Genomic DNA, 19,539 nt, shown 5'->3' with positions numbered 1-19,539 from the left:
GATGAACTATGTAGAAATTCTAATGCGGACCATTCTCGCAGTGGGACTGCTGCTGCTCATTCCCCGAATCTTAGGCAAGCAGACCCTTTCGAGCATGACATCGAACGATTTCGTGACCAGCATTACGCTGGGCTCCCTGGCGGCCAACCTGGCCTTCAATATTAGCCTGAAATCCTCATATCTTGTCCTGTCTCTGGTTGTGATTACAGCCATCTCGTTCCTGCTCTCCTTCATTGCGCTCAAAAGCCGCAGCCTGCGCAGCTGGATCTCCGGCTCCCCCACCGTACTGATCGAGGACGGCAAAATTATGGAGGCCAACATGCGTAAGATCCACTATACGCTGGATTCGCTGGACCAGGCGCTGAGAGAGAAGGATATTTTTAATATTGAAGAGGTCGAATATGCTGTACTTGAGGATAACGGACAGGTCTCTGTTCTGAAGAAGGAAGCGTATCAGTTCGTCACGAAGCAGGATCTGGGGCTGGCGCTGCAATCGCAGGTTTTTCCCGTGGAGCTGATCATGGATGGCGTGGTGGTGGAGGACAATCTGAAGCGGAACGGGCTGACCCGGGAGTGGCTGGAGAATGAGCTGAGGCAGAAGCAGAAAGGGAAGTCGCTGGCCGATGTGTTCTATGCGGTAAGAGGCACGCGGCAGCAGGTGGTGTTCGATTTCTATGAGGACGGGATACAGCAGCCGCTGGATCAGGAGTAGGGTCACACAATTAGAAAGTTATAACCATGAGGTTCTTTGGAAACTGGTAATACTCGGGTGACCGAGACACATATATTTTTTTCATGTAAGACCTCGAGTGCAAAGAGACCCTAACCGCCAAGTAAGGGTCTTTTTACTGTGCATGAGTCTTTTTTATTAGGCCTCAAAAGCTCCCTTAACCTCTCTAACTATCCTTTTCATCGTATCAATCTGCCTAACACTCAACTCACTAACAGTAGCCGCATATTCATCAATTGCTCTACGCTGTGCGGCCTCTATCTCACTCAAATCATCATGATTTTGAAATAACTCTGTAGGTTGAATTTTTAGTGCTGTAACTATCTTCTCCAATGTATCAATTGAAAAATTCCGTTCGCCACGCTCTACTGCCCCTATGTATGCATCATCCAGGTTGGATAGTTCCGCTAACTGTTGTTGTGTTAATCCCTTTGCTTTTCTTATAGCCCGAATTCTGTCTCCAACTGTATTCCGTAAGTGTCTGTCATGGTAATCACCTCTCCTAAAGGTTAGGAGAGTATGGGCACAAATAGCAGGGTTATAAAGGCGGTAAAATATATTGATAATACTACTTTATAGTAGTGTATTTGATTTATTGTACTACTTCTTGGCTAATATATAAAGAAAAAAGAAGGCATACCGTGTACCCATCCATTCTGAAATCACTGAAGCCGGATATTATTGTTGAGATGCTGGAAATGGCTTATCGCTTCGAGGATTGGGACAAGATGCTGAATACGGCGGGTATTCTGTACAGCTATGCACAGTGTATCTATAAGGAGCGGCAGTATTGCAAGGCTAAGAAGCTTCCGGTACAGATTCTGGATACGGAGCGCCCTCTGGTATATTATTTCGGGTTCAGTCATCTGATGCGGGGCATCGTGTGTCAGAAGCAGGGGAAGTATGAGGAGGCTAGAGATCCATATACTGTTATGCCGAGCTTGGCTGGATGGAGGACCTTGGTGAGGACGGAGTTGAAATAGCCGAGGAGTTCAGATACCTAGCCCGTGCCAACCTGTATATAGAGGATAGACTCTGGTTCAATGAGGTGGCGGGCTTAGACTATAAATGAATCCATTTCTACTAGGTTCGCTTGGCTGTCCGTCGCCGGTGGTATATAGTAGAGGGACATTTTCCAAGGTAGAGGAGCGAACAGGGAATGATTGCATTAATCTTGGCTGCGGGGTATGCGACCCGTCTCTATCCGTTAACCAGGGATACGCCGAAGCCGCTGCTTCCGGTTCAAGGAAACCGTACGATTCTGGATCTGCTGATTGACCGTCTGGAGGTACTGGAGGAGATTACGGAGATTCTGATTGTGACGAATGACCGCTTCTTTCATGCTTTTGAGCAGTGGCATCGGCAGTATAGCGGGCCGAAGCCGATTCGTATTCTGAATGACGGAACCTCTTCCCCAGAGGGGCGGTTAGGAGCGATTGGCGATATCCAGTTTGTCATCGGGCGGGAACAGCTGCAGGAGGATTTGCTGGTGCTGGCGGGCGACAACGTGCTCGGCTTTGGCCTTGAGGGGTATCTGAATTATTTTCATAAAGTGGGTACAGACTGCATTCTGGTCCGGACAGTGGACGATATTGAGGAACTGCAGAGTGTTGGCGTGGCGGAGCTGGATGCACAGAGGCGTGTCCTTTCTTTAGAAGAAAAGCCGCAGTCACCCAAGACGAACATTGGCGTATTTGCACTCTATATCTACAAGCGCTCTACATTGCCGTTATTCTCCCGTTATCTTGCCGAAGGGGGCAACCCGGATGCGCCGAGTTATTTTCCCGAGTGGCTGCATTCCCGCCAAGAGATGCGGGCCTACTATACGGAAGGTACGATTGATGATGTGGGCACCCCGGAAGCTTATGCCCAGATGCGGGCTAGATTGGGGAACACCCAAGAGGAGCAAGGTTAATCTTCAAGCTGTAAGCAGTTCATCCTGTAGGGGATGGACTGCTTTTTTTGTACGCCCAGCATGGGCGTCAGCTCTAGGGGGTAAGCCCCGAACGGGGACTTACCGCTTATCGCGGATTTACTTTTACCTGTGAGCCTTTGCCGCTGGTTTGGATGCCGCTTTCCTTCAATCCGGTTTCCTTCAAATCGCCCAGCAGCCGCTCCAGCACTGCCTTGGCTGCTGCTGCCTCCTTCGCTCCGTTCGCCTTCACGACCAGCTGCACCGGCTTGCCGGAGCGCAGATGCTTGTCTGCCTGGCGCAGCTTGGTATCGTAATCATGCTCTTCGATGTGAGCGGTGAAACGAAGCTCCTTGACCTTCCCGCTGCCGCTCTGGCTTCCGGCATGTCCAGCGCCCGCTTTGCGGGACGCGGCTTCCTTCTGCGCGGCCGCTTTTCCCTTGCCCTTAGCGATCAGGCTGCAGGGAGGGGGGCTGCTCATCAGCGAGGTGCAGACGAGGTCTGCACCGGCAGAACGGGCCATCGCCAGCGCTTCCGCTCGCGATAACGTGCCGAGCTTCTCCCCCTTGAGGCCGGTCAGCACCACCTCGGATGCTTTGATTTGCTCGTTGATGAATACGGCCATGGAAATGGGCCCTCCTTTGTAAACAATGTTAAACCTATTTTATACGAAATGAGGCTGCGGTTCACCTATACGCTAAGGTTGATTTTATTATCTAAACGGTTAGAGTAGAATTAAACACTTCTATGCGGGAGGAACAGCCATGTCCGAACAAACTGTAGCCCAGAGATTAGAGTTATTGGGGATCGTGTTGCCTAATGTCAGTGAGCCTGCTGCTAAATACGCAAACTATGTCAAAGTGAATAATCTGTTGTTTGTGTCAGGGAAGGGCCCTGCCGGGAACCCCAAGGGTAAACTTGGCGATACCTTTACTACTGCGGAAGGCTATCAATTCGCCAGACAGGCTGGGCTTGAGGTTCTGGCCGTGCTGTCGTCGGCTTTGGAATCTCTGGAGCTTGTGCGAAGAGTGGTCAAGATTCAAGGGTTCGTTAATGCCACACCGGAGTTCGAAGAGCATCATAAGGTTCTGAATGGCTGCTCTGATTTAATGCTTGAGGTCTTCGGTGACCGGGGAATGCATGCGCGATCAGTATTTGGTGCGGTATCCGTGAGAGAGAATCTACCGATTATCATTGATTCCATTTTTGAAATAGCAGAATAATCCGGGAGGGTGAACTATGGACAATCATTGGATGAACCAACTAACGCTTTGGCATGAAGCGGATGAATATCAACAAATCGTCGACAGCATTATGGAGGTTCCTGCACAAGAGAGAGATTATGCGGTCATTGGCCATTTGGCGAGAGCGCTGAATAATCTGGAGCGATACGAAGAGGCGCTGGAACAGCTTTTGGCTATTGCCGGGCAGGGAGCGAATGATCCGTTATGGCATTTTCGTGCGGGATATTCCTACTACTATTTGAAACAATATGAGGAAGCTGCCAGAGCTTTTAAAAAGGCCGACGAACTGGATCCCGGAGACCAGGATACGCTAATGCTATTAAATTGGAGTGTGCGCGGTGCTGAGAAGCAGAAAAGGGAGCAGAAGCGTTTTGCGGCTGCGCAAATGGCCAAGGAACAGAGCGGTGATAGCAGCTTCTTTGAGCCAGCGGATTTCTCAGACTTTTGGGAGAACAGCGATTATGCTTTAAAAGAATATGTATCCGAGCCGCCGACGGAGGAGATGATTGCCTCAGTGGAGCAGGAGCTGGGTTACAAGCTGCCGGCCTCCTATATCGAACTGATGAAGCTGCAGAATGGGGGGATCCCGCAAAACACCTGTTTTCCTACCGGGGAAGCGACGTCATGGGCGGAAGACCATATTGCCATTTCAAGTATTATGGGAATCGGGCGTGAGAAAAGCTATTCACTGTGCGGAGATTTGGGCAGCCGCTTTATGATTGAAGAGTGGGGGTATCCGGATATTGGGGTGGTGATTTGCGACTGCCCATCTGCAGGCCATGATGTAGTGATGCTGGATTACCGTTTATGCGGCAGAGAAGGCGAACCTGCGGTTATTCATGTCGATCAGGAAGGCGATTATGAAATTACGTTTCTGGCCGGCAGCTTTGAAGCCTTTATCCGCGGATTGGTGAATGATGAGGAATATGATTATGATGTGTCTGAGGATGACGGGGATGAGGGGCTTACTCAGGAGGCAATTGAAGAAGGAGACCAGTTGAAACCCTTTATTCTGGTAGAGCAGGACAACGGCGGCATGTCAGTCATCTTAAACGCAGGCTCTTATAAAGCAGAGCTATTTCAGACACGGGAAGACGAGGGCTTCGAAGGGAGCGGTTATGACTGGGCTTCCCTGGCATCTGTCTTTCTGGAAGAGAAGATGCCCGAGCTCGCGGACAGCATACATTTTGACCCCGAAGCGGATATGTTCTGCGCGTATTCCAGCAATAGAGAGGCTGTGCAGAGCTTTGCGGCGGGCTTCAAAGCAGCTTGTGAGGACGACGCTCTTATCCGTGACTTATTCTCCCGTGCAGAACTCGATTAGCTAAACTACTATTAAGAAGGAATGAGAGCCGCTGCCAAGCGGCTTTTTTTATATCAGTTGAACTAGAGCATGTCTTCAAACTGGAAGAACTCTGGGGAAGCAAGGATTTAGTATTGAAAGCAGGGTCCCTAAAAGCCTGCAGCGGGTTCGTTTACTCGGACTCAGGAGGCGCTATGGAGAGTAAAACACCTGTTTATTCTCTTTTGCGGACCCAGGCGACCTTATCTGCTCTGCATTCTATCTAAAAATGGCCAGCAGGGAGAAATAACTGCGCTGGAGTCCGTTTTCCTACTGTAACAGGCTAAAATCCCCAAATAAGTGCAACTCGGTCCGTTCATGCTCAGAGCCAGGAATACACTTTCCGGACGCATACACGCCTTCGGAAGAAGAGCGAAGTCTCTAAAACACCGAGACGTAAACCTCCACCGAAAAAACTACCTAGTGGCGAAATGCCTTTCTCCGCATGTGATCAGAAAATGCTACTGTACCTATCATTCCTTAGGGCATACAGCAGGTTTTGGCGGGTGAAGCGGTTTGAAGACACGCCCTAAAGAACTACCTATGTAGATTCAACTTAAAAAATTGAGATAAGGAAAGGGAGGAACGGAGGGGGGAACTGTAGGAGCGATAGCGACCGCCTGAAAGCTTTCCGCAGGAAAGCTCGCTTCGGAAGCATAACCAGTCTACGGATTTCAACCGCTAAGAGCGGTGTTCATCAAGAAATCTGTAGACAACAGCGGCCGGAAGTCCAAACATTCACCGCAGTTGCATATTATGCCGGATCGGTAAGTCTAAAGTTCAACTTATCTAGTTAAGAATTCTATACCTGCTTAGTTTTGCCAGCTGTTGCGCTTTTTGCTGCTGCATTCCGCAAGATGTTTGTGGGATGACGAAGGGTGCTTTTCGGTGTAAAACCTAAAAATATGAATTATGATTAGTCCATAAGAAAAATAATACGGCCCATAAGTTACATAAGACGGCGAGGAGAGATGAATGGTGCTTGGACTATCCTTCGGGAACGGGATCACGCTGATACACTTCGAACAGCAGAAACCCAGGTTGTTCACTGCCGGTGATCATCTGGATTGCAGGTATATCAGAGCCTTCTTCAAAAGACAAGGCATGACGGCGACTCAATATATCGAACCTAATCTATCTAACATATATGATACAACTGCAGATATTGCTGCAATGGGGAATGAAATTATTGCGCTTCATGTAACACCGTCAAACTACCGGTTATGTAAGCGGTTGACCTCCACCCTTAAGGAGCAGGAGGGGCGGAACCGGGTCATCTGGTTTGGTAATCTGGCAGCGGTTATCGGTGAGGAAGTGTTCGGGGAAACAGAAGTGGACGGTTTGGTAAGGTGGAGTCCTGAACGGACGCTCTCCCGGCTGGTGAATACAGAGGTAGAGGGCTGGTCTGCTGTGAATGGATTTACATCCCGGACCATGGTTGGCAGAAAGCCTGGTGGAGATTCGCAGGCCCTTCCCACGGAGGAGGAAGCCGCGGCTGCAGCAGGCGTCATGGAGCTGGATGAGCTGACCGGGGTATGGGAGGACACGTCAGACCGGAGGCGGGTGGCGATGCTGTCAGTGAAATGTGCGGATCAGCTCGGCAATCCTCATCATGTTGCCCAAGGGATACGGAGGCATTCTCCGGAGCGGCTGCAGCGTGATCTGGAGCTTGCGGTTCGGACATCCAGACAGACGGCACCCGTCATTACTATTGAGGGATTCGACCTGATCCGGGATGAGGTGCAGAGAGAGCAGATTCTGGAGGTTCTGGAAGAAGCGGTGTTCAAGGCTGGTTATAAGCTGACTGTTCCGCTAGAAGCCTGCACATATTCAATGCTGGAGCGATTTAAACAGTGTGGGGTAGAACAACTCCAGATCAAGGTTCCGCTGGGCATCACGCCGGATGCCTTCCCGAAAGATGAAGCAATTAATTATATGATATGGCAAAGGCAAACCGGTCAGCCGATGACCTTCTCCGTTACGCTTACCGATGACGGAAACCGGGAAGCAGACCCCAGCCTTACGGCGGAGCTGCTGCACAGATGGATCACTGAAGGAGTGATTGAGGCGATATCTGTACGGGCAGAACCGATGGACCGGGCCAAAGCCATTCAGCCCGTCATTCTCCCGGAAGCTTTAGCCGCTGTAATGCTTGAGCATCTGACCACAGAGCAGCCTCCGGTCTTATTAAACGAGTATACGGCCTATATGACCGGATACTATCCGCAGCAGGCGATCGGCGGCGGGGTCAAGCATATCGGGCTCACAGAACCGCTAGAGGAAGAAGTGCCCAGTAATTATTTTGGGGAGTACACAGCCCTCAATAGCGCACTTATATACGAATATAACCAAGTATACAGGGGAGAAAACCCGAGTTATATCTATTATGATTCCGATGGGGTATGGAAGCGCAGCAACCGGAGATTTGAGGAATTGTCGGAGGCTGCTGACAAAGAAGAATACTATTTATCCAATGCTCACCAAGTGGTGCAGACGGAAGGAACTGAATATATTCTGCAGCTGAATGACTTTCTCCAGGTGGAGCCGATCCGCATCCGGCAAATGGGCTATTCAGAAGCGGCAACCAGGGAACAGGATAAGAACAACGTGGAGTTCCAGATGCTAAGGATAACATCCACAGAAGATCTGGAGGCCTATCTGGAGGATGTGGACCATTTCAGCCGAACAGGGACCTTCCAGCACGGATATGAAATCCAGTCGTATCTGGTGGATAGCTGCCGCTGGTCAGGAGCCCAGACTTGCACAGTGAAGCAGCTTCCGAGGCTGTTCGTAGACGGCAATCAGGCGGTATCCGGGTGCAGAGGCTGCGGCGCTATCGGCACTCTAGATGATTCTATGGATAGGTTGCTGCTGCAGACTGCGGTGGTCTCGGATCGGGAGCAGCTAGTAAGAGGCTGCGCGACTTGTGAAATCAGCGCTTCCTGCACCAAATGCAGTTTCCTGCCTGCCTACATGAACCGCCAGCAATATTGTAATATCCGCAAAAAACATAACACAATGCACTTATATATGCAGACCATTGAACTGCTCAAAGGGCTTAACAAATACTCGCAGGCTTTAGACGGTCTTAGTGTGGACAACTTCCGGATGTCGCTGCCAACCTGCACACACAAATACCCCTATGAGCGAAGAGGAAATGTCCGCTCGGCAGTCGCAGATACCGTATTTCTGTTCTTCATCGGGGAAACTCCGACGGTCTACCAGACTGCCAGCCAGAAATTACTGAAGCTGAGCGAGCCCATGGCACTGCTGCTGGAAGGAATGATGGCGGGTGCCAATCGCTTTGAATTGAAGCAGGCCCTTAGGGACCGCTACCAAGTCGAAGAAGAACAAGCTGACCAAATCATATCCCAGGCTACAGATTTATTTATGCAGGAGGGATGCCTGAAACATCCTGTCGCAGTTTTGTGAACGTAGCTTGCCACCTCACAAGCCTACAGCCCTATGGCTGTAGGCTTTCATAAATCCGAAAATAACAGTTTCTTAGTTATACATATATGGACCAGCAAATCTAACCCGAATTAAATTGATGTAATGGAGGAAACAGCATGGGACTACAGATTAATGGATTAATGAAGCAATATGGGAACAATCGGGTTATTCACGATATCACCATTGAGGCGCCTACCGGCAAGGCTTTTGGACTTCTGGGAGGAAACGGGGCAGGTAAAACAACGACCATCCGTTCCATCCTCGGATTAGTGGATTATGATGCGGGAAGCATTCTGTGGGAAGGAAAACCGATCCTCGGCAACCGTCCGAACATTGGGTATTTGCCGGAGGAACGGGGCCTCTATCCTAAGGAAAAGGTTAGTGAACAGCTGGTTTATTTCGCCAGACTGGAGGGCATGTCACGGCAGGCGGCTATAAAGGCCATGAAGCATTGGCTGGAGCGGCTCGGAGTCGCAGAGCATGAACATAGACGCGTAGAGCAGCTGTCCAAAGGGAACCAGCAGAAGGTGCAGATTATCTCTGCCCTGCTGCATGATCCTGAGCTGATCATTCTCGATGAGCCATTCAGCGGCCTCGATCCCATTAACTCGGATATGCTTGCGATGATCGTGAAAGAGCAGTTGTCCCTGGGAAAGACCATGATTTTCTCCAGCCATCAGATGGGGCATGTAGAACAGTTCTGCGAGGATATATGCATTCTTAAGCGTGGAAGAATGATAGTATCGGGCAGCATAGCAGACATTAAACGCTCCTATGAGCGCTGCAACGTGCTGCTGCGAAGTGATGAAGATCTCAGCCGGCATCTGGTGGCAACACATCTTCAGCCGCTTACCGCAGATGCAAAGGAATGGCAGATGAAGGTGCGGGATGAGGATGAGGCCAATGAGTTATTGCTGCGCTTAACCCAGATGGGCATCCGGCTGCTGAAATTCGAGATTAAAGAGCCAACACTGCATGAGATATTTGTGGAAAAGGTAGGTGAAGTGTCATGAGGAATTTTGGTCTGGTATTTGCTTACTCCTTCAAGGAACGCTTGCGTTCCAAAGCTTTTACCTATTTGACACTGATTATGATTGTGGTTGTGGCTGCACTTGTACTAGTTCCAAAATTAACTCAGAATGACGGGGATTCCGCGAAGGGCGAAATTGATGTGCTGGATAGGACAGGAGCCATTCCGAACGCAGACAATTTCAAGGAGAACGTATCAGCTTCCTATGACTGGCGGATGATTACCGAGAATGAAAGGGCTAGTGAGCTGAAGCGTCTGGCAGAGAAGGAAGCACTTCTTGGGATTGTTCAGATTGAGAATCAAGGCAGCCAGCCGGTTCTTTCCTTAACCGTAAACAAGGCGGATGATGCTCCTTATATCCGTGAACTGAATAGCTACGTTCAGAATCAGTATACGATATTTCAAATTCACCAACTGGGCCTGGGACAGGAGCAGCAGAAGCAGCTGACCTCAGCAGTTCAAATGCAAATACAGGAGATGGAAGCCGGAAGCAAATCCTTAACTTCCACGTATTGGCCGGTCTATATGGTGACTTTCATGCTGTATCTTCTAATCTACATGTTCGGAAGCAATGTAGCAGTATCTGTATCCGTAGAGAAAGGCTCCCGGGTCAAGGAGATCCTGATTACGAAGGTTAAGCCGGTACAGCTTCTTTTCGGCAAGGTGTTTGGCGTCGGCCTGGCGGGCATTCTGCAATTTGCCATTATTGTTGGCGCGGTTTACCTCATCCTGACGGTGTCGGGTACGGGCGGGGTGCTGGAGCTGTTCGGCATGCCGGTGGATTTCTCCATTCTGGGCGGAACCACAATTATGCTGTTAACTCTCTTTTTCATTCTCGGTTATTTCTTCTTTGCTGCCTTGTTCGCGGCAACTGGATCGATGGTTAGCCGCAGCGAGGAAATCAACCAGGTGACGCTGCCTATCTCGATTTTGCTTATGGCAGGACTCATTGTTGCTATGTTAGCTATGCTGAACCCTGACGGCACACTGGCAGTGGTAGGCTCATACATTCCTTTCTTTACCCCGTTCGTTATGTTCGCAAGAATTGGCGCCTCAGATCTGACAGCCTTGGAGATTGTAATTCCGACGCTGATTCTGTTCGTATCTACCCTGGCTGCTTGCTGGCTGTCGGCGAAGATTTATCAGGTGGGTGTCCTCCTGTATGGACAGAAGCTGAATCCTAAACTGCTCTACAAAGCTATAAAGGCCTTATAGAGGGGGGGATGAGATGATGGGAAATGCAATGAAACCGGAGAAGCTGAAACCGGGCAAGGCACAGTGGAAAGAGCGCCCGATCCGTGCCGTTGAAGGCAAGAAGCTGCTTGGGCAATGGGTAATGGTGACCGGTGCCGGAAGCGGGATAGGGGCGGAAATTGCTGAGCATTTTGCAGAGTCCGGCGCTTCTATAGTGCTTACGGAGCTGCCCGAATTTCTGGAGAATGCCGAGAATGAGGCTGAACGGCTTCAGCGCTTATACGGTGTTGAGGTACTGTGCAAGCCCCTTGACCTGCGCAGCGTGGAGGACATCGAGCGCTGTGTGCGTTCTATCGAAGAACAGGTGGAGAGCATCGATATTCTGATCAACAATGCAGGCGTGAATCTGCCGTCGCCTGCGCTGAGTCTGAGCGAGGAGCAATGGGATTTCGTCGTAGATATTAATCTCAAGGGCACGTTCTTCCTGACCAGAGAAGTCGCGAAGACGATGGTCCGCCATAAGCGGGGCTCCATCATCATGATTGCTTCCCATGACGGTGTAGTAGGCAGTGAGAACCATGCGCCCTACAGCGTTAGCAAGGCAGGACTGATTCATCTAACACGGTCCCTGGCTGCTGAATGGGCGAAACACGGGATTAGAGTCAATGCGGTGTCCCCAACCTTTGTCATTACCGATGCCAATGAGCAGGTGATGGATGATCCTCAGTTCCGGCGTACGAACCTGCCGCGTATTCCGCTCCGCAAGTTTGCGGTACCGGAGGATATTGCGAATTCGGTACTGTTTCTCGCCACAGATTCCGCAAGCATGATCACCGGGCATAATCTGGTGGTCGATGGCGGTTGGACTGTAGTTTAACCTGTGGTTATCCTGGACGCTCTCAGCGCCTGATCTCTCCCCCATCCTTTTCAATCAGATTCCAGGACCAAATCTATTACGAGGATGTGTTAAGAATGCAGGTTAAATCTATGGATTGGCGGTCGGAGCATGAACTTGAGGAAGAGCGGCTGGCGCTGAAGTATCATTCCAATTCCAATGTGAATCCGCAGCTTGAGGTGCTGACCCGCTCGCGGATGAAAATGCTGAATCAACTGTTTGCCCAGAGGAATGTTGAGGTGAAGCCCGCAAAATGTTATTTCTCTTCCCCTTCCTTCGGACTGCAGAAGAGCGAGCTGGCAGAGCATCCGTTCATGATGAAATTGCTTGTCCATCTGCAGGAGCTTCAGGTCCAGTCCAGACCGTTTCTGGATTATGAACCCTTAAGAGAGCTGGGCGGGGCCAAGCTGGACGGTCCGGAGCTGTATATCTTTTCGAGAAGCCCGGTATCCGGCAGGCATGAACTGTTCTACTGCAATCCGGCAGAAATGGTGGTTCAGCGAGTGAAGGAGACAGACCCCGGCATTTGGAACCGGATGTTCCATTCCGATCTGATCCAGGGAACGGCGGAGGCAGCCGTATTTGTAACGGCCAAAATCCAAAGCTCCATGAAGTTGTTCGGAGAACGGGGGTACCGGCTCAGCTTGCTGGAAGGCGGGCGGTTAACGGAGCGTTTATCACAGTGCACCCATAAATTCGGATGGAAATTCCAGCCTGTCGCCACTTTTTATGACCGGGCCGTTCAGGAGCTGCTGGAAATAGACGGGCATTCTGAAGTGGTGCTTTCCTGTATGATTCTAGAGGAGGTGCAATAGATGTACCAATACAAATTTGTCAAAGTCGATTTAAAGGGAATCCTGCAAAGCAAGCCTGAGGAGGATTATCACGAACTTATTCATGAGCATGCCCGTGAGGGGTGGAGGCTGTTTCAAATTTTTGCTCCGAACACCTATGGCTTTGGAACTGCCGCCTTTTTGGAATTGATTTTTGAACGTTCGATCACTGACTATCACTGAAGCTTTGAGGTATATTCCTGAACCGGTAATCCGGTTTACGGGCTTGCCGATAATGGCTGGGTCTTATTGTTCGACAGCGGAATTAGAGCGATGTTGACAAGAATACCCCATGTTATACCACTCAGAAGAAGGAAATACTAAGAGAATATAGAATACCCTTCTATTAGAGGAATCTGCTTGACGCGCGGCAACTTTGGCGTACCCCGTGATGCGTTTAGGAGACCGAAATTGATTGGGGGCTTCTGAGGATGGATGGCTGTGCAGAAATGATAGAGCTGGAAATCAGAGCGGGATTGCGGTCGTTTTTTACCGTGCCGCATTTATTGGAGCAAGGAACAGCCTGTGTGGAAGAGAAACTGCGGGAATCACTGCTGTTCAGCAGAATGACAGTGCTTCATTACCGGGCGTTTGACGGAAGCGGTAAGGCGATTTACCGGGCCGCCGCCGCTGTAGAGCTGATGATCCTGAGCCTGGATATCATTGATGATCTGCAGGACAAGGATAACAAAGAAACGGTATGGAGCCGGATGAGTCCGGAAATCGCCCTGAATATTGCCCTTGGGCTGTTGACGCTTTCCCAGCAGATGCTATTGACCAGCGATTTCCCGGAGGAGCGGGCAAGCGGTGCCGCGCGGCTGATGAATGAGCAGGTGCTCTCTGCCATTAATGGCCAAACAACAGATCTGCTGAACGATATTGAGAGCGAAGAGGAATACATAGAGATGGTAAGGCAGAAATCTGCCGGTCTGCTTGTGGCCGCCTGTATGATTGGAACACTGCTGGCAACCGGCGAAATCCATGAAGAGGTAAGAAAGTATGCGGAGGAGCTCGGAATAGCAGCTCAAATGAAAAATGATATCCGTGACCTGCTGAACTGGGACAACAAAAATGATTTCTGGAACCGCAAAAAGACACTGCCGACACTGTATCTGCTTCAGTCCATCCCGGAGGGAGAGGGCTGGATCACCGATTATTTTGAGGCACGCCTGGAATTGGAGGAGGTGGCCCACCGCAAAGAAGAGATTGAGCGTATTATCGAGCAATCGGGAACGTTCCTGTACTCTTCTATCCGAATGAGAACTCACTATTATAATTATCTGGATTTAGTAGGCAAGCTTGGGCTTGCCCCCGTCTGGCAGGAACAGATGCTTGCGATGGCAGACTGAGCCAGAGGGTCCCGTAAAGCCCGCTACAAACCGCCACAAACCACCGCAAAAGCCCGCAATCACCCCGCAATTACATTTGCGGAAAGTACTAGTATGGTTGTCGTTTCCAGTTGGGACAACACCTGATATATTGAATTCAAGAGGAAGATCTCTTATAAACCGATTGGGGGAATGTTAAATGTTGAAGGAAATGGTTCAAAAGTTGATGGCAGATCCAAGTGCTTGGGCCCGTGTACAGACTGGACAACTTCAATTGGCGGGAATGAGTGAAACTGAACATAGAGCATTTATTGACGTGCTGAGCAGCAAAGAAGGCAAAGCTGAACCACGCATGGCATTTTATTGGAGCTAATCTAGCCTTATTTGGAGGAAACCGGATTGTCGAGAAGAATGAACGTTGCCGCTTTCTCAGTCATTGTCATTATCCTTGCCGTCTATCTATCTCAGAGCATATTGCAGCAGAGAATGATTGGGACCGATATCGAAAAGGATGGCCAGGGACGTTACGTGGTAGCAGATACAACTGCTGGTTACTGGGGATATGGAAAGATTCTTCCAGGCGATATTATAGAAGAGATAGATGGAAGCTCCGCCTCTTCATTTCATTCGGTTAAGCGATTTGATGTAATAGAAGGGGCTTCCACCATCACTCTGAACCGGAATCAGCCTGATGGCGTTCAGGAGAGAATCACGCTTGTTGTAGCGAAAGGAATTGGATCTGAGAATCTGCTGCTGGAATTTATTTTGCCGTTATGCTCCTTGCTGTTATTCGCCGGATTCTCACTGTTTGTTTACAAGCGCAAGAAAGAAGACAAGGCAGCTATATATCTGATCCTGTTTTTCTTATCGACGGGTTTTGCCTATTTCAGCGCTGCTTCTTCGGGGAGAACTGACAGCTTGGGCAACATAATCTTTACTGCCTCCTTCTCGTTGGTCCCGGTATTTTTCCTGCAATTTCTCAACCGGTATTTAAAACAGTATCAAGAGCCTTTCGTTCCCAAAAGCGTATTTGTTGGCTTTTATTGTATTACAGGTGCGATTATCATTGTGCAGATCATCACAATATTAACGGGATATAACTTGCTTTTCTTCTTAGTAGCACGGCCTTCGTTACCTTTTTTTATCTTTACAAATCTCTACACTATTTATAAATTGATTCAGAAATTTGTGGTACACCGCCGGGATTCACTGCGAAATTTATTTAAGCTGACCTTGCTGGGTCATTTGCTTGGATTTATGCCGTTTATCCTGTTATTTGGCGTGCCGAGATTATTTGGTATAACCCTGCTTACTCCACAGGTGGCCTCGATTTTTCTATTGGCAATTCCCGTAGTGTACCTTTATATGTTCACTACAAGACAGCTGTTTGATATTGATTTTGTTCTGAGCCGTTTTCTTTACCATATTATTATTGCGTTTATCCCAACTTCGCTAATTACCACCTTCGGGATTCTGATTACCCAGCAGCACAATTATACGTGGGTTCGATGGGTACAGTTATTTCTGATGGTGTATTTTATTGTTACGATTCTGTTATTCAGCAAGGAGTATGCCGATTTTCGGTTCAGACCAAGTTTTAACAAGAACCTGTACAGCTTCCAGGGAAGCCTGGACCGGTTCTCTACCCGAATTTCACGGGTGATGAAGCGGGCCGACCTGGAGCGGTTGCTGGTACAGGAGGTCCTCTCCATATTACTGGTCAAGAAAGTGGCCTTTCTGGAGGTGAACCGAGAATCGGGTCCCCGGGGAAGCTCGAAGCCAGATTCCGGTGAGGTGCCTATCTCCGTAATTTCTGCCCTGCGGGATGCTGCTCATAAACTGGCCGTTGGAGAGACTGTGGCCGTTCCTTCAGGATTATGTGTTGTTATGGGGCAGAAAGGCTCTACCTTTCACGTCCTCTGGCTGGCGGATAAGGAGAACCGCACCAAATATAATCTGGATGAATTGAGCTGGCTGAAAACCTTGGCTAATTACAGTGCTATCGTGTACGAGAATCTATATCTGATCGAAAATTTGATTGAAGATCTTGAACTGGAATTTCAGAAGCAAAAGGGAGCTTCACCGTGGGTGATGCGTCTGATCTTTAATCTTTCGGAGACGGAACGGCGCCGGCTGGCTGCCGACCTGCATGATTCGGCGCTGCAGGATCAGCTGATCTGGTACCGCAAGCTGGAAACGGTCATGCTCGACCATCAGATGCCGGAGGATATCTATCACGAGCTTGAGACTGTACGGGAAGGCCTGCTGGATGTTATCCACCAGATTCGCGAGACCTGCAATGAGATGAGACCGCCGCTGCTTAAGGAAATGGGCATTGTCGAAGCGCTTGGGCAATTGTTCGAGCAGGCTCAGATCCGTTCAAATTATGTGATCAATTTCCAGGTGACGGATCATATCACAGAATTAAGTGATGAACAGACATTGGCGCTGTTCCGCATCGTTCAGGAACTGCTGCGCAACGCCAATAAGCATGCCAAAGCTACAGTGGTTGAGATTGGACTTGAGCAACGGGAGTCGATCCGGCTGATGTATAAAGATAACGGGGTTGGGATGGAATTGGGTGAATTGAATGATTCCTACCAGCACATGGGTCTGTCAGGCATTAAGGAGAGAGTGCGCAGTCTGGAGGGCGAAATCTTCTTCCAATCGGTAGTCGGTGAAGGACTTGAGGTCTGCATCACGCTGCCGCTGGAGTCAGCAAGTATGACAAGAGAGGGTGGGGACGATTTAGATGATAAAAATCTTGCTGGTTGATGACCATCCTTCCGTGGGTGAAGGAACCAAAAATATGATTGAGCAGGACCCGGACATGAAAGTCACGGTGATTCTCTCAGCGATGGAGGCACTGGAGCTGGTTAAGTCGGAGAGCTTCGATGTCATGCTGTTTGATCTGAATATGCCGGTGATCAGCGGTCTTGAGCTGACCAAGCGGATGATGAGCGTCCAGCCCGAGAGCCGGGTGTTAATCTATACAGGGTATGAGATCAGCCCCAACTTCAACTTGCTGATTGACTCCGGCGTATCCGGCTTCGTGAGCAAGACGGTTACCCGCGAGCAGCTCCTTAACGCGATCCGCTGCGTTCTCCGGGATGAAGCAATCATCCCGGTCTCCCTGCTGCGGCAGCTGCGGCGCAGGGATATCCGTCTCAATGAGTCCAAGGAAGAGAAAATGCTGGAGGAAGTATCTATCAATGAACGGGAGCAGGAGATACTGCAGGAAGTGTCCAACGGGAACAGCAACAAGGATATCGCTTCCAAGATGCTGATGAGCCAGCGGACGGTAGAATATAACCTGACGCGTATCTTTGAGAAGCTGGGCGTCCGTTCCCGCGCCGAGGCGGTAGTGGAGGCCCGGCGGCTGAAGCTGATCAATTTCAATGATTTTATGTAAGGAGATCATCCCTCAGCGGAACGAGTCCAATCCACCTCTTCAATGAATTCGATGATCTCCCCGTTTGGGCTGTGAACGAGCGCGTTTCGTACAATGAGCGGCGGTTCACCGAGCGACAATTGGTCGGGCTCTATACAGGCCTTTGCTCCATGAGCAAGGGCTTTTTGATATGTTTCCCGGGCATTGTCGACATAGAAGGCCAGATGCAGCAGCGCCCCGTGAGCAACATCCTCTTCGCGCTTCGCTTTTTTCCCTTGAGCCGCAATCACCGCTTCATCGTCAAAAAGCTCAATGCAGGTTCTTTGATCCGGTGAGATCAGCATGCAAGCCTCGTTGATCTTGAAAGCAGGCAGACTCCAATGATGCGCCACCTTGAACTCTAACACTTCTGTATAAAAAGCAAGTGTTGCCTGATAATCCTTCGCTTGGATTGCCACATGGGCAAGGCCTTTAATACTCACGTCTAATCTCCCCCTAACTAAGATGCAATTAATTATAGGGAAAAGAAACATTGAATTACATACGAATAATAAGGGTTTTATAGTAAAATGATTATTTATTATAAGGTTTTTCAGCTGGAAAGCGTTATTTTGTTAAAACTTGCTCAGGAGGTGCCTAAATGGAGTATCCAATGGATGAAACTGATAAACAGATTATGCAGTTGCTGCAGCGCAACGCGCGGATGCCCGTGTCCCAGATCAGTAAAGAAATTTCCATGTCCCAACCCTCCGTAAAGGAGAGGATCATCAAGCTGGAAGAGCGGAACATCATTTCCGGGTATACTGCGGCATTAAATTTAAATAAGCTGAACCGGGGCACGACTACGTTCATCCTGCTCAAAACAGAATATTGCCAGGAACTCGTTGATTTCTGCGAACAAGCCTGGGAGGTGACGGACTTGTTCCGCATCAGCGGAGAATACAACTACCTTATCAAAGTGCAGACGGCATCCATCGGCGAAGTGGCGGAATTCCAGGACTCCCTGATGAAGCTCGGACCCTCCAAGTCGCATATCAGCCTGAAAAATATTTTGGAAAACCGGATTCTGCTCTAGAGCATGTTTTCAAACTGGAAGAGCTCTGGGGAAGCAGGAATTTAGTATTGAAAGTAGGGTCCCTAAAAGCCCGCAGCGGGTTTGTTTACTCGTAACGGATTCAGGAGGCGCTATAGAGAGTAAAACACCTGTTTATTCTCTTATGCGGACCCAGGTGACCTTATCTGCTCTGCATTCTATCTAAAAACGGCCAGCAGGGAGAAATAACTGCGCTGGAGTCCGGTGTTGTACTGTAACGGGCTAAAATCCCCAAATAAGTGCAACTCGGTCCGTTCGTGCTCAGAGCCAGGAATACACTTTCCGGACGCACACACGCCTTCGGAAAAAGAGCGAAGTCTTTATAACACCGAGACGTAAGCCTCCACCGAAAAAACTACCTAGTGGCGAGACGCCCTAGATCAGCCTCTGAGTAAATATTTCTTTGCTATACAGAATGAACTTGGAAAATAAAAAAAAGGGTGGAAGTGACGGAGGGGAGGTTTGAAACTGGAGGAGCGATAGCGTCCGCCTTTGTCGTGGATTTCAACCGCAAACAGCGGAATAAAATCAAGAAATCTGCAGACAACAGCGGCCGGAAGTCCAAACATTCTCCGCAGTTACGACAATACCCCAAACCAGAAAGGTCTTAAGTTCAAACTATATAGTTGAGATCTGCGACAAACTGTTGTCCGATATCACCCTATATAATCGGTGTATCTTGTATAGGGAGATGACAATTAGATGAGCGAAATCGTTAGACTTGATGTAAATGAAGAGTATGCCTATTCGGGCATTGTTGTGGCGGGGGATTTTATCTTTCTCAGCTTCTGTGTCGGCAATGTGGGCGGATCGCCAGCGGAGCAGGTTGAAGGGGCGCTGAATGATATGAGCCAGAGATTGCAGCAGGTGAATTTGCAGCTGGATGCTGTCGTAAAGGTGGATATCCTGCTTAGGGATGTATGGGATATTCCGGTCATGGAAGAGGTGTTCAAACGCAGGTTCAAAGGTAAATATCCGGCCAGAAAAACCATTTCCACCGAGTTTGCCCATGTGGGTGGTCCGGATGGACTCAAGGTGCAGATAGACGCAGTGGCCTATAACCCCCGCAAATAGTAAAATATCGACGTACAAAC

20 protein-coding genes are annotated in these 19,539 nt (G+C 49.4%); 17 read left to right on the top strand and 3 right to left on the bottom strand.

All coding sequences use genetic code 11. The features are described from left to right. The first annotated feature begins 1 nt into the window (after window position 1). The gene (locus H70357_RS33060; RefSeq protein ID WP_038597989.1) at window positions 2-712 is read left to right on the top strand and encodes a DUF421 domain-containing protein; all 711 of its coding nucleotides are present in this window, start codon (window positions 2-4) and stop codon (window positions 710-712) included. 156 nt (window positions 713-868) lie between these two features. Here the strand turns inward: H70357_RS33060 and H70357_RS33055 are convergent, their stop codons facing one another. Continuing rightward, the gene (locus H70357_RS33055; RefSeq protein WP_038597987.1) at window positions 869-1,183 is read right to left on the bottom strand and encodes a helix-turn-helix domain-containing protein; all 315 of its coding nucleotides are present in this window, start codon (window positions 1,181-1,183) and stop codon (window positions 869-871) included. A 188-nt stretch (window positions 1,184-1,371) separates the two neighbouring features. Between H70357_RS33055 and H70357_RS33050 the strand changes: the two genes are divergently transcribed. Beyond that, the gene (locus tag H70357_RS33050) at window positions 1,372-1,713 is read left to right on the top strand and encodes a hypothetical protein (protein WP_052092387.1); all 342 of its coding nucleotides are present in this window, start codon (window positions 1,372-1,374) and stop codon (window positions 1,711-1,713) included. A gap of 176 nt (window positions 1,714-1,889) precedes the next feature. Further along, window positions 1,890-2,645 (top strand): sugar phosphate nucleotidyltransferase, encoded by a 756-nt coding sequence (locus tag H70357_RS33045; protein WP_038597985.1) that lies wholly within the window; start codon window positions 1,890-1,892, stop codon window positions 2,643-2,645. 106 nt (window positions 2,646-2,751) lie between these two features. On the opposite strand, the gene infC is transcribed toward H70357_RS33045, so the two are convergent. Beyond that, window positions 2,752-3,267: a translation initiation factor IF-3 gene (gene infC / locus H70357_RS33040; RefSeq protein WP_038597983.1), complete on the bottom strand. Its 516-nt coding sequence runs from the start codon at window positions 3,265-3,267 to the stop codon at window positions 2,752-2,754. A 139-nt stretch (window positions 3,268-3,406) separates the two neighbouring features. Between infC and H70357_RS33035 the strand changes: the two genes are divergently transcribed. From H70357_RS33035 to H70357_RS32985, 12 genes are all read left to right on the top strand, one after another. Further along, the gene (locus tag H70357_RS33035) at window positions 3,407-3,865 is read left to right on the top strand and encodes a RidA family protein (protein ID WP_038597981.1); all 459 of its coding nucleotides are present in this window, start codon (window positions 3,407-3,409) and stop codon (window positions 3,863-3,865) included. A gap of 16 nt (window positions 3,866-3,881) precedes the next feature. After that, a complete protein-coding gene (locus H70357_RS33030; RefSeq protein ID WP_038597978.1) occupies window positions 3,882-5,210 on the top strand; it encodes an Imm51 family immunity protein in 1,329 nt (442 codons plus the stop codon). A gap of 993 nt (window positions 5,211-6,203) precedes the next feature. Continuing rightward, window positions 6,204-8,660: a hypothetical protein gene (locus H70357_RS33025; protein WP_038597976.1), complete on the top strand. Its 2,457-nt coding sequence runs from the start codon at window positions 6,204-6,206 to the stop codon at window positions 8,658-8,660. 137 nt (window positions 8,661-8,797) lie between these two features. Continuing rightward, entirely contained in the window at window positions 8,798-9,694 is an 897-nt protein-coding gene (locus tag H70357_RS33020) for an ABC transporter ATP-binding protein (RefSeq protein ID WP_038597974.1), read from the top strand. Beyond that, window positions 9,691-10,926 carry an ABC transporter permease gene (locus H70357_RS34715; protein WP_052092386.1) on the top strand — a complete coding sequence of 412 codons (1,236 nt, stop codon included), beginning with the start codon at window positions 9,691-9,693 and terminating at the stop codon, window positions 10,924-10,926. Before H70357_RS33020 ends, H70357_RS34715 begins: the two co-directional genes overlap by 4 nt. Window positions 10,927-10,939: 13 nt before the next feature. Continuing rightward, window positions 10,940-11,782 carry an SDR family NAD(P)-dependent oxidoreductase gene (locus H70357_RS33010; RefSeq protein ID WP_052092385.1) on the top strand — a complete coding sequence of 281 codons (843 nt, stop codon included), beginning with the start codon at window positions 10,940-10,942 and terminating at the stop codon, window positions 11,780-11,782. Between the two features lie 95 nt (window positions 11,783-11,877). After that, a complete protein-coding gene (locus tag H70357_RS33005; RefSeq protein ID WP_038597972.1) occupies window positions 11,878-12,615 on the top strand; it encodes a nitroreductase family protein in 738 nt (245 codons plus the stop codon). Continuing rightward, the gene (locus H70357_RS33000; protein WP_038597970.1) at window positions 12,616-12,816 is read left to right on the top strand and encodes a DUF4177 domain-containing protein; all 201 of its coding nucleotides are present in this window, start codon (window positions 12,616-12,618) and stop codon (window positions 12,814-12,816) included. It abuts the gene before it with no gap. Between the two features lie 248 nt (window positions 12,817-13,064). Beyond that, a complete protein-coding gene (locus tag H70357_RS32995; RefSeq protein WP_038597968.1) occupies window positions 13,065-13,982 on the top strand; it encodes a polyprenyl synthetase family protein in 918 nt (305 codons plus the stop codon). A gap of 178 nt (window positions 13,983-14,160) precedes the next feature. Beyond that, window positions 14,161-14,334, top strand: coding sequence for a competence pheromone ComX (gene comX / locus H70357_RS36180; protein ID WP_156130979.1), 174 nt, complete (start codon window positions 14,161-14,163; stop codon window positions 14,332-14,334). 26 nt (window positions 14,335-14,360) lie between these two features. Next, entirely contained in the window at window positions 14,361-16,736 is a 2,376-nt protein-coding gene (locus H70357_RS32990) for a sensor histidine kinase (RefSeq protein WP_156130978.1), read from the top strand. Continuing rightward, window positions 16,714-17,373 (top strand): response regulator transcription factor, encoded by a 660-nt coding sequence (locus H70357_RS32985; protein WP_038597966.1) that lies wholly within the window; start codon window positions 16,714-16,716, stop codon window positions 17,371-17,373. Before H70357_RS32990 ends, H70357_RS32985 begins: the two co-directional genes overlap by 23 nt. Before the next feature lie 5 nt (window positions 17,374-17,378). Here H70357_RS32985 and H70357_RS32980 read toward each other — a convergent pair whose 3' ends face one another. Then, the gene (locus H70357_RS32980) at window positions 17,379-17,834 is read right to left on the bottom strand and encodes a VOC family protein (protein ID WP_038597965.1); all 456 of its coding nucleotides are present in this window, start codon (window positions 17,832-17,834) and stop codon (window positions 17,379-17,381) included. A 158-nt stretch (window positions 17,835-17,992) separates the two neighbouring features. Here H70357_RS32980 and H70357_RS32975 point away from each other — a divergent pair, with 158 nt between their 5' ends. Then, window positions 17,993-18,427 (top strand): Lrp/AsnC family transcriptional regulator, encoded by a 435-nt coding sequence (locus H70357_RS32975; RefSeq protein WP_038597963.1) that lies wholly within the window; start codon window positions 17,993-17,995, stop codon window positions 18,425-18,427. A 720-nt stretch (window positions 18,428-19,147) separates the two neighbouring features. Continuing rightward, window positions 19,148-19,519: a RidA family protein gene (locus H70357_RS32970; RefSeq protein ID WP_038597961.1), complete on the top strand. Its 372-nt coding sequence runs from the start codon at window positions 19,148-19,150 to the stop codon at window positions 19,517-19,519. The last annotated feature ends 20 nt before the right edge of the window (window positions 19,520-19,539 follow it).

This window comes from Paenibacillus sp. FSL H7-0357, assembly GCF_000758525.1.
Taxonomy (GTDB): domain Bacteria; phylum Bacillota; class Bacilli; order Paenibacillales; family Paenibacillaceae; genus Paenibacillus_AQ.
This window is presented reverse-complemented; position numbering and strand designations above follow the sequence as displayed.